The organism is Clostridium pasteurianum BC1 (assembly GCF_000389635.1).
GTDB lineage: Bacteria > Bacillota > Clostridia > Clostridiales > Clostridiaceae > Clostridium_I > Clostridium_I pasteurianum_A.
This window is the reverse complement of the sequence record NC_021182.1, coordinates 506,178-522,612: the sequence shown is the minus strand read 5'-3', so window position 1 is coordinate 522,612 and position 16,435 is coordinate 506,178. Positions and strand designations below refer to the sequence as shown.

The 16,435-nt window shown below is 32.7% G+C and carries 13 protein-coding genes; 1 reads left to right on the top strand and 12 read right to left on the bottom strand.

The genetic code is table 11. The annotated features are described in order from the left end of the window. Positions 1-133 precede the first annotated feature (133 nt). From CLOPA_RS02435 to CLOPA_RS02425, 3 genes are all read right to left on the bottom strand, one after another. Positions 134-2,449 (bottom strand): DMSO/selenate family reductase complex A subunit, encoded by a 2,316-nt coding sequence (locus CLOPA_RS02435; RefSeq protein ID WP_015613891.1) that lies wholly within the window; start codon positions 2,447-2,449, stop codon positions 134-136. A 19-nt stretch (positions 2,450-2,468) separates the two neighbouring features. Next, a complete protein-coding gene (locus CLOPA_RS02430; RefSeq protein ID WP_015613890.1) occupies positions 2,469-2,930 on the bottom strand; it encodes a YbaK/EbsC family protein in 462 nt (153 codons plus the stop codon). 146 nt (positions 2,931-3,076) lie between these two features. Next, complete coding sequence (locus CLOPA_RS02425; RefSeq protein ID WP_015613889.1) at positions 3,077-4,516, bottom strand: MFS transporter; 1,440 nt, start codon at positions 4,514-4,516, stop codon at positions 3,077-3,079. Positions 4,517-5,122: 606 nt separating this feature from the next. Between CLOPA_RS02425 and spoIIP the strand changes: the two genes are divergently transcribed. After that, entirely contained in the window at positions 5,123-6,658 is a 1,536-nt protein-coding gene (gene spoIIP / locus CLOPA_RS02420) for a stage II sporulation protein P (RefSeq protein WP_015613888.1), read from the top strand. A 274-nt stretch (positions 6,659-6,932) separates the two neighbouring features. Here spoIIP and CLOPA_RS02415 read toward each other — a convergent pair whose 3' ends face one another. The 9 genes from CLOPA_RS02415 to CLOPA_RS02380 all read right to left on the bottom strand — a co-directional run bounded on the left by CLOPA_RS02415 (position 6,933) and on the right by CLOPA_RS02380 (position 16,376). Then, on the bottom strand, positions 6,933-8,147 hold the full coding sequence (locus CLOPA_RS02415) for an MFS transporter (protein ID WP_015613887.1): 1,215 nt from the start codon (positions 8,145-8,147) through the stop codon (positions 6,933-6,935). Positions 8,148-8,462: 315 nt separating this feature from the next. After that, the gene (gene abc-f / locus CLOPA_RS02410; RefSeq protein ID WP_015613886.1) at positions 8,463-10,379 is read right to left on the bottom strand and encodes a ribosomal protection-like ABC-F family protein; all 1,917 of its coding nucleotides are present in this window, start codon (positions 10,377-10,379) and stop codon (positions 8,463-8,465) included. A 335-nt stretch (positions 10,380-10,714) separates the two neighbouring features. Then, positions 10,715-10,882 carry a hypothetical protein gene (locus tag CLOPA_RS24720; protein ID WP_015613885.1) on the bottom strand — a complete coding sequence of 56 codons (168 nt, stop codon included), beginning with the start codon at positions 10,880-10,882 and terminating at the stop codon, positions 10,715-10,717. Positions 10,883-11,112: 230 nt separating this feature from the next. Further along, positions 11,113-11,703, bottom strand: coding sequence for a DJ-1/PfpI family protein (locus CLOPA_RS02405; RefSeq protein ID WP_015613884.1), 591 nt, complete (start codon positions 11,701-11,703; stop codon positions 11,113-11,115). A gap of 268 nt (positions 11,704-11,971) precedes the next feature. After that, entirely contained in the window at positions 11,972-12,406 is a 435-nt protein-coding gene (locus CLOPA_RS02400) for a DUF523 domain-containing protein (protein WP_015613883.1), read from the bottom strand. Positions 12,407-12,767: 361 nt separating this feature from the next. Continuing rightward, positions 12,768-13,295: a DUF1003 domain-containing protein gene (locus CLOPA_RS02395; RefSeq protein WP_015613882.1), complete on the bottom strand. Its 528-nt coding sequence runs from the start codon at positions 13,293-13,295 to the stop codon at positions 12,768-12,770. 242 nt (positions 13,296-13,537) lie between these two features. Continuing rightward, on the bottom strand, positions 13,538-15,196 hold the full coding sequence (gene ilvD / locus CLOPA_RS02390) for a dihydroxy-acid dehydratase (RefSeq protein WP_015613881.1): 1,659 nt from the start codon (positions 15,194-15,196) through the stop codon (positions 13,538-13,540). 128 nt (positions 15,197-15,324) lie between these two features. Further along, positions 15,325-16,011, bottom strand: coding sequence for a FadR/GntR family transcriptional regulator (locus CLOPA_RS02385; RefSeq protein WP_015613880.1), 687 nt, complete (start codon positions 16,009-16,011; stop codon positions 15,325-15,327). 185 nt (positions 16,012-16,196) lie between these two features. Further along, entirely contained in the window at positions 16,197-16,376 is a 180-nt protein-coding gene (locus CLOPA_RS02380) for a hypothetical protein (protein WP_015613879.1), read from the bottom strand. Positions 16,377-16,435 lie beyond the last annotated feature (59 nt).

Below are 16,435 nucleotides of genomic sequence, written 5' to 3'. Positions count from 1 at the left end.
ATACCACCTTCTAATTTTAAGTTTAATATTACTTTTAATCATTAACTCTTCCCAGTAAAAATCCATTGTAATACTTCATATCCAAAACTTAGTTGTAGTTTGAACTTCAACTAAGGAAGCTTCATTAATACTATTAAGCCTTCATTACTTCAACTAAATTAGTATGTGACGGATTTCCAAAAGCCAAAGGAGTTGGATGATACTTTGTAAGTGTATTAACATTGCCTCTCCTATCAATGCCCTCTTTATCAGGCGTCCACCAGGCTCCCTGAGGTATGGATACCACTCCCGGCATAATTCTAGGTGTAACCTTTGCTGGTAAAATTACTGTACCACGAGCATTAAATACTTTTACCTCATCTCCATTTTTAATACCCCGTTTTAGAGCATCTATACTACTTATCCAAATTTCCTGCTTTCCTGCCTCTTCCATCCAGCTTGTATTATCAAAAGTTGAGTGAACACGACGCTTGTAGTGATGCCCTATACATTGAAGTGGATATCTTTCCTTCATAGGGTCCTCAGGCCCTTCCCATGCTGACACATATTTAGGTACAGCTGGTATCTCTAAAGGATTATTCATATTCCACAGTCTCTCTGAAAAAATCTCTATTTTACCTGATGGAGTTGGAAAAGGATTGTTCTCAGGGTCTTTAATCTCCTGTTCAAAAGCTATGGAAGGCTCATCATAATTCCATCTATATATAGATTTTTCCTTAAATTCCTTAAAGGAAGGAAAACCAGGATTTTTCTTTGCTGTTTCCTCTACAAGATACCCCATCCATTCATCTATGGATTTTCCTTCTGTAAATTCTTCCTTAAGTCCAAGTTTCTCTGCTAAATCGCTTATCCACTCATACCCATTACGACACTGAAACACCGTATCCACCGCTTTATTCATATAAATTACATAGTCTCCAGGACCCCAAGGAGTAACAATGTCATCTCGCTCCATCATATTATCTGCCGGCAAAAGTATGTCTGCAAATTTAGCGCTTGGAGTCAAAAAATGATCACTTACCACTATAAATTCTACTAATTCTTCCTTCTCCAATAATTTAGCCGTACCATTTGAATCACCATGCTGATTTACAAGGATGTTACCTCCTAAATTGAACATAAGCTTAATATTTGAGGATAGTTTTTCCACACCTGTTACACTTAATTCTGCTCCCATACCCTTTCCCCGTGCAATAGCATCAGGCCAGCTATACACAGAAATCTTGGCTTTATTGGGATTATAGGCTGGGATTGATGCTACAAATTCCTGACGGGTAGGATAGCCTGTGCCAGAAGCCCATCCTCCATTAATACCTATATTTCCTGTTATAGCCGCCAGCACAGTACCGCTTCTTGTATACTGTTCTCCATAGGCATGTCTTTGTGGACCAAAACCCTCAATCAATGCAGAAGGCTTATTTACAGCATACTCTCTGGCTAATTCAACAATTGTCTCCTGAGGTATACCAGTTATATCCTCAGCCCAGGTCGAAGTCTTTGGAATTTTGTCCTCACCTTCACCTAATATGTAGCTTTTATAGGAGTTACCCCTTGGTATACCATAAGGCATATGCTCATCATCAAAGCCCAAGCAGTAACTGTTAAGAAATTTTTGATCCTGTAAATTTTCCGTAATTATAACGTAAGCCATAGCATCTAGTAATGCACTGTCTGTAGTTGGCCTTATGGGAATCCATTTATCAGCTAAGGCTATGGCAGTATTTGAATAAATGGGATCAATACTTATAATCTTTGCCCCTGCTTCCTTTGCCAGCTTTAAATAATAGGCAGTATTAGTGCCATGTATAGTTTCTGCTGGATTAAATCCCAGTAGAATAATTAATTTTGAGTTCTGCCAGGTATCTCTGCTGCTACCAGTATATATTGTTCCAAAAGTATAAGGAGTTGCAATTTGAGTACAGGCAGTACTGTAGCTGCCATAATAATCTAAAAACCCCCCATACATGCCAAGTAACCTTTTCATCCAGGTTCTTTCCGCCACTCTTCCGGCATTTCCCGTAGCATATTGCACATATATTGCATCCTTGCCGTACTTTTTCATAACTCCCTTAGTATTATCTGCAATGGTATCTATAGCTTCCTCCCAGGTAATTCGCTTAAATTTGCCTTCTCCTCGTTTGCCTATTCGTTTCATAGGAAATTTAAGTCTATTGTAATTATACATACGATTTCTATAGGAACGACAGCGGAGACACCCCCTTAATTGAGGCACAACTTTTGTATCAACAATATTGTCTTCAGTGGAAATTCTCACTATACTATTATTTCTAACATGAACTTTTATAACACATCTTCCCCCACAATTATGGGAGCCTGAAGTGGAAATGATTTTTTCTCTATTTTCATTAACTTCCTCTTCAATATTTGCTTTATAACTATGAAAGCCATCTTCCTTAAATAAATCCTCTATGAAATGAAAATTTTCCAATTACATACCGCCTTTCACTTTAATATGTACAAACATCTATCCAAAGAGCTTTGGTCAATTCTTCAACCTTTTGTGGAGTTATTTTTAAAGCAGTAGTTTTAGAGCCTGCAGCAGGGTATATGTATTCAAAATTACGTATAGATTCATCAAGAAATATTTCTACATTATCCTTTACTCCAAAAGGACATACCCCTCCCACAGGATGGCCTATTGTATCTTCTACTTCATCAAATTTAAGCATTTTTGCCTTTGTGCTGAAATACTGCTTGAACTTTTTATTATCTACTTTGGCGTCTCCTCTAGCAACTATAATCACATTTCTCTCTTTTACTTTAAAAGCTAATGTTTTTGCAATAAATTCCGGTTCAACACCTATAACCTTTGCCGCAAGATCTACAGTAGCACCGCTGTCTGGAAGATCAAATACAGGGTCTTCAAGTTCTCTTTCTAAAAAAAATTTTCTTACATTTTCTACACTCAAAATTATTGCCTCCTTTTAAAAGCTTATATTAGAATTATACTTTATTTCTCAATTTTAACCTAATATGCTATCCATCTCTACTCCTCTATCTCAATAAGATAACCGGCTATAAAAAGACTTGCACTTTAACATTTTTTCTTTTTCTGTCATGACTTTAGGTAGGCTTCTCCTCTTTCTCTTTTCTCTTTTACAATTCTCATTATAGTTAAAGTCATACCTAGAATACATATACATCCTGTAGCTACATATACTATTTTCATTGCATATAAAAATATATCCGGTCTTCCACTTACATATCCTGTAACTCTATGCCCTATCTTACTACTCATCCTATTATATAAAAGAGCTACGGAAAAGGTTATACCTGACACCATACCCATATTTCTAACTAATGCGTTTATGCTGCCAACTACCCCTAATTTATCCTTTGAAACCAGTGACATGACAATAGCATTGTTAGGGGCCTGAAATAATCCATTTCCTATACCTATTATGGCTATACTAAACGCAATGTATATATAGTTGGAACTAAGACTTAGTAGTGACATTGTAAAAAGACCAATTGACATAGTTAACAAACCTAAGACAGTTAAAATTTCTCCACTAAGTCTATCTGAAAGATACCCACTTATGGGAGCAACTACTGCGATACTTATAGGTACTGACATCATTAAAAATCCTGAAGTCGCAGGAGATATTTTCATAGCATCCTGAAGATAAAAAGGCTGAATTATATTTACGCAGAACAAGACTCCAAAGGATATAAAAGCACAGAGTATACTTATATCAAATAATTTATTTTGAAACATAGACAAATCTACTATAGGATCTTCTACTTTTTTCTCTGTAAAATAAAAGCTTATTCCACATAATATGCTTATAATAAGGCTTATAATTATCTTTCCATTATTCCAGCCTAAATCTTCACCACTTAGAAGTGCCCAGAAAAGAGCAACTATAAAGACCATAAACAAAATAGCTCCCCTTAAATCAAAAGCCGAAGCACTTTTATTTATCTCTTCTTTAGGAAGTATCAATTTCCCTGCAATAAATGCAAAGATGGATATAGGTATATTTATTATAAATATAGATTGCCAATTAAAGAGTTGCACCATAATTCCTCCAAGTGCAGGTCCAAGCATAGTACCTATAGCTACAGTACTTCCAAGGAGCCCAAGTGCCCTGCCTCTCTCGTTTTGTGGGAATACAACGGCTATTATAGATTGATTGGCTGACATATACATAGCTGCTCCAACAGCCTGCACTATCCTGGCAAAAACCAAAAAACTTAAGCTTTGAGAAATAGTACATAGAAAAGATCCCAACCCGAATATGAGAAATCCATAATTAAAAATAATAACTTTACCAAATTTATCTGATAATTTTCCAAATATAAGTACAAAAGCAGATATTACTATCAAATAACTAGTAACTACCCACTGTATACTATTTATCTCCACACCTAGATGCTTTGACATCATGGGTAAGGCTATATTTACAATACTGCTGTCCAAATTTCCCATGAAAGGAGATAATAAAACAACCGCTAATATTTTCCATCTATTTTTATAAATTTTTTCTTCCATATAAGCTCTCCTATTTATTATAATATAATATACTATAAATTATCATGAAATAAATCATCAGTGTATATATGTGATATCTTACACTTGATATTTATATTAAGCTCTCTAATCATTACTATACAACTACAAGTTGATTTGTCAACTATGTATAATATGAATGCCGCCATAAATTTACCCGATGACTATCCACTCTAATACTCTCATCTGCTTCCAATAACTCTGTCTATGAAGATAAATTTTCAAAGTAATGTGTTATAAATTCATATTATTTTTCATATACTCTAATTAGTTGCACCTTGAAAAAATAATAATAAGTATACAATTGCTAAGAATAATTTTCCGCCACGGAAATACCATACTTAACAATTACATACTTATAAGGCATATCCAAATAAATAACTAGTCAGTATGCTAGTCTATTTTGCATCCTACTGAGTCAACAGAACCCTCAGATAGCCCACTATCCTCAGAACCTGTTTCCTTGTATGATTCAAAATATACGTCGCATCTTTGACTTACTATTTATTTTCACATGCCTAAAAAGAAATATGCGCTAAAAATTTCACGGATATTTCTTTTTATATGTCCAAGCTGGAGGTAATATGGATGGTTAATAAAAGGATAAACAATGAGAGAAGTAGTTTTGTATTGGTTTTAGGCATTACCATAATGATATTTTCTATTTATCTGTTCTTTAGCTTTTTTAATAATCAGGAAAGCTTCACAAATGTCACAGGAAATATACTTTACATTCAGATTCTAAACTATGTAATGCCTGTAGTAAAAGTTACAAACTTCGATAAATCTATAGCGAAAGATACACCTTCTTTAAAAACTTACATTTTAAACTATGCAGGAATTAATTTAAGCCATCCTGATGAAATTTTAAAAAAAGAAATATCTTATTTAGATGGAGATGACAATTCTATTAAAGATGGTACAGCAGCTATAGGTGACTTTAACTTAAGCAATAGTGATGTAATTAAGAATGATGGCAGCAGTACTTCCAATGCAAACAATGGAAGCCCCAATACTGAAAGTCAAATAAGTCAAGCCTATAATCCAAAGTTAAAGAAAACCCTTGATAATTCAAAACCAGAGGTTCTCATATACCATTCTCATACCACAGAAAGTTATGGTGCAGATGGTCAAGATAACCTTGATCCTGACAAAAATGTAACTGCTATTGGTAATTCACTTACTAACACTCTTGAGAATGACTATGGGATCTCCGTGATTCATGATACCACAGTCCACAATGCATTATCCTATGACAATAGCTATTCAAGATCTGGACAAACCGTGAATAACTATTTGCAAAGATACGGTAATTTTAAAATGATAATTGATCTAGATAGAACTACAAATCCAAACAAAGCTGACGTTACTAAACAATTGAATGGATTAAATGTAGCCAAATTTACCTTTGTCATGGCAAAAAATAATCCACATTTTAATGAGAATATGTCCATGGTAAATCTTTTATTAAAGGATGCCTCTAGTTATTTCCCAGGATTAACTATTGGTAATGGTGTAAATTGTCCCGACAATGGAGCAAATTTTTTCAATCAGGATAAAAGTAATAATGCATTTTTATTGGAAATAGGTTCTTCTCCAAATACCCTTGATGAATCAAAGGCGACTACTCAGTATGTAGCAAGAATAATTGCAGAATATTTAAATGATGAACAATTCATTGCTACAGTTGCACCAGTTGCTCAGGATACTTATAAAAAGGATAAAATATTCCCATCAGTCACACTTGCTCAGGCAATGCTGGAAAGTGGTGAGGGAACATCCTCTCTGACTAAGCAGGCAAACAATCTATTTGGTATAAAGGCCTTTAGTTGGCCTGGTAAAACAATCAATATGCCAACCAGAGAGAATTATAACGGTAAAAATGTGGTGATAATGGGCAAATTCAGAGCCTATAATAATTGGGGAGAAAGTATTGAAGATCACGGCAATTTTCTGGTTAGTAACAGCATTTACGCAAAACATGGAGTATTCTCAGCAACTAATTATGCGACCCAAGCAAGAGCACTGCAATCAGCTGGTTATGCTACAGATCCTAACTATGCTAATGAGCTTATAGGCTTAATAGAGGAATATGGTTTGAATAAGTATGATAATGTACATTAACTTAATATGAATTAAATTTATCAATATTTTTCTAAATTTCCTCACAAATTAAAGTTTAAAAAATGACAAGAACACTATGAAAATCAATATGAATTTCATAGTGTTCTTTAAAATTATTCAAATTAAAATTGCTCTTTCAGAGAATCAGCACGAAAGTCTTTTAAATTCACTAGATTTTTCTTTCCCCTGTTTCCTTTTGTAGTTATTAATTCACCTTTATCATTTGCTTTTTTAAATATATAATCTCCCGTAGATTAATAAGCGCAAACCATGCCTATTGTAATTTATCAGCCTTTAAAAGTTCAGGAAACAACTTCATCCATATTACCACAACTATTATAGTGCCAATTCCCCCAAGTAAAGCTGCTGGTACCACACCAAGGCAAGAAGCTAGTACCCCTGATTCAAATTCTCCAAGTTCATTAGAAGTACCAATAAACATGGAATTTACTGAACTCACTCTCCCTCTCATATCATCTGGTGTCCTAATTTGCACTAAAGTAGAACGAATAACAACACTTATTACATCACATACTCCTAATATAAAAAGAGCTGCAAGAGAAATTATAATTGAAGTTGACACTGCAAAAATAATAGTAGCTACTCCAAAAAATATTACTGCAGTAAACATAGTACGTCCAACTTTTTTTCTTAAAGGTCTCTTAGCCAGAAAAAAAGACATTATTAACGCTCCAACAGCTGGTGCTGATCTAAGTAGTCCCAAGCCAAAAGGTCCCACAACTAAAATTTTACTAGCATAAATAGGTAATAAGGCTGTAGCACCTCCAAGTAATACTGCAAAAAGGTCTAGTGATATGGCTCCTAATATAATTGGATTCTTTTTTATAAAGTCTACTCCTGCAAACATTGATTTTAAAGTTGCAGCTTCTTGCTTCACCGTTCTCTTTTCCATTGAAATAAAAGAAATAATTACACTTGCTAATAATGCTAAAGCTCCAGAAATTGAATACACTACGGAAGGCCCTAAAGCATATAAAAATCCTCCAAGTCCAGGACCAATAATTACTGAAAATTGAGATGCAGAAGCCATAACGGCAGCTGCTTTTGGAAAAATTTCTTTACTTACAATATTAGGTAATATAGACTGCATACACGGTCCTTGAAAAGCATTAGCCGTTCCTATAAAAAATACAGCAATAAGGATGGTTTCTTTATTAATCCATCCATGATAGCTTGCAAATGCCAAAGTAAAAATACCAATACCTTCTACAATTTGACTTATACAGACTACTAGCTTTCTATTATAACGATCTGCTACATGACCAACTACAAGGGTAAACAAAAGCATTGGTAAAAACTGAACTAATCCAACCAGACCTAAATAAAGTGGCATCTGGGTAAGTGAGTATATCTGCCAGCCAACTGCCACCGCCAACATTTGAAAAGCAAGAAAAGTAGACACACGTGCAATTAGAAGACATCTTAGAGATTTATTTTCAGTTATAAAAGATTTGTTTAATACTGACATATTACATTACACCTTTCTTATAGTATTCTTCATTAGTTGATAAACACTAGTTATGATACTGTTTCATTATCCATAAATTAATAAGCCATACAAACAGCCAAATGCAACTTAACCAAGGCTACTGATTTTCTATTCTCTATGGTTTTCACAAATCAAAAGTATCATGAAAACAAAATATGATAAGAATGAGTTTTACATATAAAATTTTTCATTTAATTTATAAATTAATCTTATAATACAGCCTACTAATTATCAACTAATAAATTCAATATGATGTAAATAAGCAAAACAGTGAGCTCTACTATTTATCTTAAATTACTGAAAATATTCCTCCATTAATTCATCAAGTATCTCATTTAAATCTACCCTTTCTTCATATAGAGAATTTAATCTCTTATAATTATCCTTGACCTTGTTAATTTCCACATCAATAAATTTTATCTTTTGTTCCAACTCTTCTATACTTTTTTCAAGATGCTTTTTCCTATTTTCACTATTACTATCCATTTTTTCTGGCTTTAAGATTTCTTTTTCTTTACGCTTCTTTATTTTATCTTTCTTTATTATTATTTGATCTTTAACTGCTGCTTGCTTAATTTCTTCATCATTTTTATTCTCTATTACTTTTTCTTTATAATATTCGTAATTACCTTCATAAGAAATGAGAGACCCCTTTGACAACTCCACCAATCTGCCTGCTATAGTATTTATAAAATATCTGTCATGAGATACAAATAAAAGTGTGCCTTTAAATTCTTTTAAAACATCCTCTAATTCTTCTCTTGAATCAATATCTAAATGGTTAGTAGGTTCGTCTAAAATAAGAAAATTAACTTCATTATACATAAGCATAGCAAGCTTTAGCCTGCTTCTTTCACCACCTGAAAGCTTTCCAACCCTCTTAAACACCATTTCACCTAAAAACATGTATTTTGCAAGATATTCTCTTGCTTTTCCTTCAGTAATAACTATTTCTTCTCTAAAACATTCTAATATGGTTTTGTTTTCATCTTTAAAAGAAATGTTTTGAGGTAAATATCCTAATTTAATAGAGCTTCCTAAGGAGGCAGTTCCCTCCTCAGCTTCCACCTTCCCCAACAATATTTTAATCAAGGTTGATTTTCCACAGCCATTTGAACCAATTAAAGCCACTGCTTCACCTTGTCTTACTAAAATTTCGGCTTTATTAAAGATCACTTTCTCACCATAGTTTTTGCATAAATCTTTAACTATGACCACATCATTTCCAGAACGTTCTGCCACATGGGTGTTAATGCTAATGCTTTCTTTCTCAAGTATTGGTTTATCTATTCGCTGAAGCTTATCCAATACCTTCTGCATGCTTGCAGCCCTTCTAAAAAATTTGCCATTATCTCCTCTCCTACCCCAATCTTTCAGTTGAGCAATACCCTTTTCCATAGCTTTGATTTTTTTCTGCTGGTCTATAAATCCCTCCAACTGAAGCTGCAGCTGTTTTTCCTTTTCTTTTACATAGGCCGTGTAATTACCTATATAACTTTTTGATACCTTATCCTCAATTTCAATTATTTTTGTAACAGCATTATCCAAAAAATATCTATCATGAGATACTATAATCACTACACCTTTATATTCATTGATATATCTCTCAAGCCATTCCATTGCATCTAAATCCAGATGGTTAGAGGGCTCATCCAACAATAATATATCAGGATTCTGAAGTAGTATTTTTCCAAGAATCACTGTAGTCTTTTCTCCACCACTTAATTGTGAAAATAATTTTTCTTTAAATATTTTATTTATTTTAAGTCCTGTGCAAACTTTACTTAACTTTTCCTCTTTTTCATAACCTCCCCTGCTTTCATAAAGCTCCTGCAGCTGAGAATACTTGCTTAATAATCTATCCATATTGGCTATATCAGTATTTGACAGTTGTTTTTCTAATACCTTCATTTCTTCATGTAAGTTATCTATTTTTTCAAAAGCTGAATTCAATACATTAATGACTTTAAAACTGTCAGGATAAATTGGCATTTGTTCAAGATAACCTAAATTTGCTCCTTTTCTAATAGACAACATACCTTTTTCGTAACCTTCAACGCCCATAATTATCTTTAACAATGTGCTCTTTCCACAGCCATTACTTCCTACAATACCCACCTTTTCGGCAGTCTGAACTTCAAAGGTAATATCCTCTAAAATCATAGTGGCTCCATAATATTTTTGTAATTTATTTAAGGCTAATTCTATCATTTTCAATTTCTCCTTTTAATTTATTGAAATCTAAAATTGTATACTTTTAATTTTTTGCAAACGAAAATAAGCCCCCCTGACAGATACTTTAATCAATTACTTTTTAAGTATCTGAACAGATAGAGTTCTCATATAAAAACTTAACCTAGTAATTTTGTATTCTTCTAGATTTCAAGACAAAATTGTCAAGTATAAGTTTGTATTTGAACCCTATTTAAGGCTTATGAAAGAAAGTATTCCAAATTTAAATGAGCACACAAAAAGACTCAAGGTATAAAACCTTGAGTCCTGTAATTATCTTATAATATTAGTAAACAAATTCATAAAATTACGAATTAAACTAAATCAAGATATAGAATCATGGATTTATACAACAGTCGATACTTTTCTAAAAATGGACGCACTTCTCCCTTAATATCTAAAATTGCGCTTTTTGTAACAGAACTACTATATTTACAATGCTTATCTGTTACAAATTTTTCAGTACCAACTATATGAGCCATGATCTACACCTCCTCTTTCTAATAATATCTATAATATAAATTAAATTGTAAGAATTGTCAATGGAGATATTTTAAAACTTATGGGCAAATAATTATGTTATAGGAATTATAATTTTTATAACTTCTTTTCAAAACAAAAAAATTCACCTTTTCTAAAAGTTACAACTCCTCTTTTTTTATAGCCATTTTTCTCATACAGTTTACATGCATGATTGTTTTGTGTAATCTAATTAAACCACATTAAAACCCATTATTTCTCTTATAAAATCTGATTTTTCTTTGGATGTCAGGAGTTCAAGCAGTTTAAATGCCACATCCATGGCTGTGGAAGGATTCCAGGAGGTTATTATATTATCATCAATTACTATTGGTTCATTAACTACATTAACTCCATATTCTCTTAACTTTTCCTGCCAAATACCGTTTTTCATATTATAAGTTGTACCTTTTTTTCCTTCTAATATTTTACTTTTTCCCACTGGAAGAGCTGCAACACAAATTGATGCAATTATTTTGTTTTTCTCATGAAATTTTCTAATAAGTTGAAGAAATTTTTCATTATATGCATCCTCATAGAATCCATATTCCTCAAAACCTCCTGGAATGGCCAATGCTGCATAGTCATCTACGTTAACTTCATCAATTGTTATATCTGTAGTTATCCTTAAATTAAAAGTACTTTTAACTTCTTTTTTCATTCCACATGTAATTACCTCAGTAGTTCTATCTCCATCAGCAAGATTCCATCCTATAACATCTGTAAAAACACTTGCTTCATAAACCTCAAAGCCTTTTGCTAATAATAACAATACCTTTTTCATTTATTGTATCCTCCATAACTCATAATCAATAAATTGTCCTTCATTATTCTTATGTACTATAAACAGAATTCTTGGCATCAAGTGGAGTTTTTATTTCATCTGATGCTTAGAAGTCGTTATCCAGGGACGTAGCCACTCTTTACTCCCATCGCTTTCACAGAGTGCAATGGGAGTATTAGAGTGGGTAGTCATCGGATAAATTAATTAGTTGAAAGTAACTTTATTTCTGCTCATTGTATAGTTTTCAATTATATTTCCAATTATAAGATTATTTTTCTAAATCATTTTCTGTAAACACTTCAATTCCATTTTTAATTAATAATTCTGCAGTTAGTCCTTTTCCCTCTATAAGATTTCCTGAAAATGTTCCATCGTATATAAAACCACAGCCACAGGATGGACTTTTAGATTTCAATATAGCTTTTTTTATACCATTTGATTTTGCAATTTTTAAAGTTTCCTCTGCTCCTTTAGCAAATTCATTAGTACAGTCTTTTTCCTCTTTAGTAAGTATTTTTATGTTACCTTTCTCATCCATAACAATTTCACAGCTTGCTCTTGGAGTAGGTAATCCACCTAACTGTTCTGGACATACAGGTATAGCTTTCCCTTGTTTAACTAATTCAGCTACAATTTTATTTTCACTATTTTTTCCATCATATCTACAATTAATTCCTACTAAGCATGCACTGACTAAGTACATAAAACCATCTCCTCTGTATATTTATGTAGTAGATCACAGAATTCTAATCTTAGAGCTTTCAACCAGTAACATAAATACTTTTTACTTTATTTTTTTAATAAAACTATATCAATTTCTATAAAAAATCTTTAAAAGTCTTAAATTTTGAGAAAATGCGATAACCAAGCTATGCCTTCCCTAAGTAAAATATTCAAAGCTCATGTACAGGAGCATTTATCGTACAGTACCCTCGGTGCAAGGAAATTTCAAGCCTGTGGATAGTGTTAGGTTACGAACTCTAAGCAGCAGGAAGCTCTCACTTCTATAAGTGAAGAGTAGCTCAAAAACAGTACATAAATACCTATGTACTGTTTTTATAATATCATTTTTTTGTTTTTAATAATAGCTCTATATTTTTCGTATTTTCCTCTTGCTGTTCTATTAAAATATCAATCTTTTTATGCAAGTCCTCTATTATTATTTCTGATTTCAAATTTATAAGATAATCATTAGCAGCAGTAAGCCTATCTTTTTCAGATTCACGATTCTGAGACATCATAATTATAGGTGCTTGTATAGCCGCAAGACAGGATAAGGCTAAATTTAACAATATAAATGGATATGGATCAAAAGCCTTTTTTGATAATAATACTGCATTTACTATTATCCACACTACTAATACAGTCATAAAACTTATTATAAAGGGCCAACTTCCACCAAAGGAAGCAATTTTATCTGCAACTTTTTGTCCAATTGTGAGATTATCATCATGAATATTATTTATATTTTTTGAGATTTTTCCACTTATGAGTTCATGCAATAATTCTTCACTAATGTTAGATCCATCTAAATCTCTATCATTATCTAATATTTTCTTTACTAATTTCTCTTTATTAATTTTATCATCCATATTAATTACCTCTGTTAATTTGAAGTAATTATAACATTTTAGCCCATGAGATAATACTATTTTTACTGCTAATTAACAATATTTTTATTTTTTCATTTGCACATAATTCTGAAAAAACTATTCAATAGGCACTTAATATAGTTACTGCATAATAATAAAGCTGCAAGCACAAGTGCTATTATACACTTATTGCTGCAGCTTCTTTATTGTAGTAAAAAATAAAATTTTGTAATTTTCACTTGCTACTTGTCTATTTCTAAAACAGCTCCCCTATTTCCCGATGTAACTAAGGCTGCATATCTTGCAAGATATCCTGTTGTAATCCTTGGTTTTCTTGGCTTCCAGTTTGCTCTACGTTTTTCCAACTCGTCATCACTGATTACAAAATTAATTTTATTTGCCATAATATCAATCTGTATAATATCGCCCTCTTCTACCAAGGCAATATTACCACCTACTGCTGCTTCTGGAGATACATGTCCAATTGCTGCGCCTCTAGTTGCACCACTAAAACGTCCGTCGGTAATAAGTGCTACACTTTCTCCAAGACCTCGTCCCATAATGGCGGAAGTAGGATTAAGCATTTCTCTCATACCTGGACCTCCCTTAGGTCCTTCGTATCTGATAACAACAACATCTCCTGGATTAATTTTCCCAGAGTTAATTGCTTCCATAGCATCCTCTTCGCAATCAAAAACTCTTGCAGGACCTTCATGCTTTAGCATTTCAGGTGAAACAGCAGAGCGTTTAACAACACAGGAATTAGGTGCTAGATTACCTTTTAATACAGCAATTCCACCGGTTTTACTGTAAGGATCTTCTACCGATCTTATTACCTTTGTATTTTTATTAACACAACCTTCAATATTTTCTGCTACAGTTTTACCTGTACAGGTAATCAAATCTGTTTTTAGTAGTCCTAATTTATTTATTTCATTCATTACTGCATAAATACCACCAGCTTCATTGAGTTCCTCAACATAATTATGTCCAGCTGGAGCAAGATGACAAAGATTAGGCGTTTTCTCACTGATTGCATTTGCAGCATCAACATTTAGTTCAATACCACATTCATGAGCAATGGCAGGAAGGTGAAGCATACTGTTAGTACTGCAGCCCAAAGCCATGTCCATAGTCAAAGCATTTATAAATGCATCTTTCGTCATAATATCTCTTGGTTTAATGTTTTCCTTCAACAAATTCATAATTTGCATACCTGCACGTTTTGCCAGTTGAATACGTTCTGAATATACTGCTGGAATAGTTCCATTCCCCTTTAAGCCCATTCCAAGTACTTCAGTAAGGCAGTTCATGCTGTTAGCCGTATACATACCAGAACAGGAACCACAAGTTGGACATGCTTTATTTTCAAATTCATCTAATTTTTCTTTTGTAATTTTTCCAGCATTAAATGCACCAACAGCTTCAGATACACTGGAGAAACTTATTTTATTGCCATCGATTTTTCCTGCAAGCATTGGTCCACCACTTACAAATATAGTTGGAATATTTAATCTAGCTGCCGCCATTAATAATCCAGGGACATTTTTATCACAGTTAGGAACCATAACCAAAGCATCAAGAGAGTGAGCTAATGTCATGGCCTCCGTAGAATCAGCAATTAATTCTCTTGTAGCAAGAGAATATTTCATCCCCTGATGTCCCATTGCTAAACCATCACATACTGCAATAGCGGGAAATACCAGTGGAGTCCCTCCTGCCATAGCCACTCCAAGCTTTACTGCATCTACAATTTTATCCAGATTCATGTGTCCTGGAACAATATCATTTTTAGAGCTAACAATACCTATTAAAGGCTTACTTATTTCTTCATTTGTTAATCCCAATGCATGAAACAATGCACGATGGGGTGCGGTTCTAGTTACTGTATCACTATTCATCAATAAACACCTCTATGTTATATTTTAGTTGTATGAATTTATTGTATGATGTATGATGTCTAATGTCAATAAGATAATCATACATAGTAAAAAAGTAAATTTAGTTTTAGAAATTCTCTAATAGATAACTATCCTTCTGTAATCCCAAAGCCTCTCATAGCGTGAATAATGTGTAATTTCATAGCTGTCTTTGCTCCCTCTGCATCTCTTTCTGATAAAAATTCCATAACCATTCTATGATCATTGAGAGTATTTTTAAGCATCTCTTCATTGGCGTTTGATAAGATAACTCCTTTATCAATGGCTTGATAAAGAATAGGCATAAGTCTATTCATAAACTCATTATGAGTGGCCTTTGCTATGGATTTATGAAATATCTGTTCAATCTCAGTTCTATCCTCTCTATTTAAAATTTTTTCTTCTTCCAGTTTACCATAATATAAAATACGTTCCATTTCTTTATCAGTAGCACGTTTTGCAGCATAGTAAGCAATTTCAGGTTCAAAAATTAAACGTATTTCATACAAATCTTTTACATCCAATTTAAGAGTTGAGAGCTTCTTTAATCCAAACTCCTCATTTATTTCCTGATTGTTTTTAACATAAGTTCCCTTTCCTCTCTTAATTTCCAATATATCATGAACCACTAAAATACGAATAGCCTCTCTTAAGGTAGTACGACTGATTTTTAATTCTGCAGAAAGCTGATTTTCATTAGGTAGCTTGTCTCCAATTGCAAATTTTTTATCTACAGTAATCATAGCAAAAATATCCTCTGCCACATTTTCTGATAGACTCTTTTCTTTCCTCACCATAATATGATCTGCTCCTTCGTCTTTATAAACCTATGAATCAATCATATATTAAAAGACATCATTTTTCAATAATGATGTCCGATGTCTCTTGAAAATTTAATATACTTTTTCAAATTTCTCTTATTAACTTCATCTTCTATAACATGTTCTATGCTTATTACACTATTCTTCGTTCTATAATTAAATTATATTGATTTTGCCTTTATGGCCTGACAACTATAAATTATATTTATAATCGTACTTATTACCCAAAGAATTACTCCAAACATAGCCATTCCTTTTATATCTGTCCACACACCCGTAATAGAGATAGCTGCTGCAAATATCATAAAAAGAATTCTCCATACTATATGTTTTTTAATCATCCATCACACCTCAAATTTATTTGCATATTTATATATTATTTTACCCACCTAATTATTTT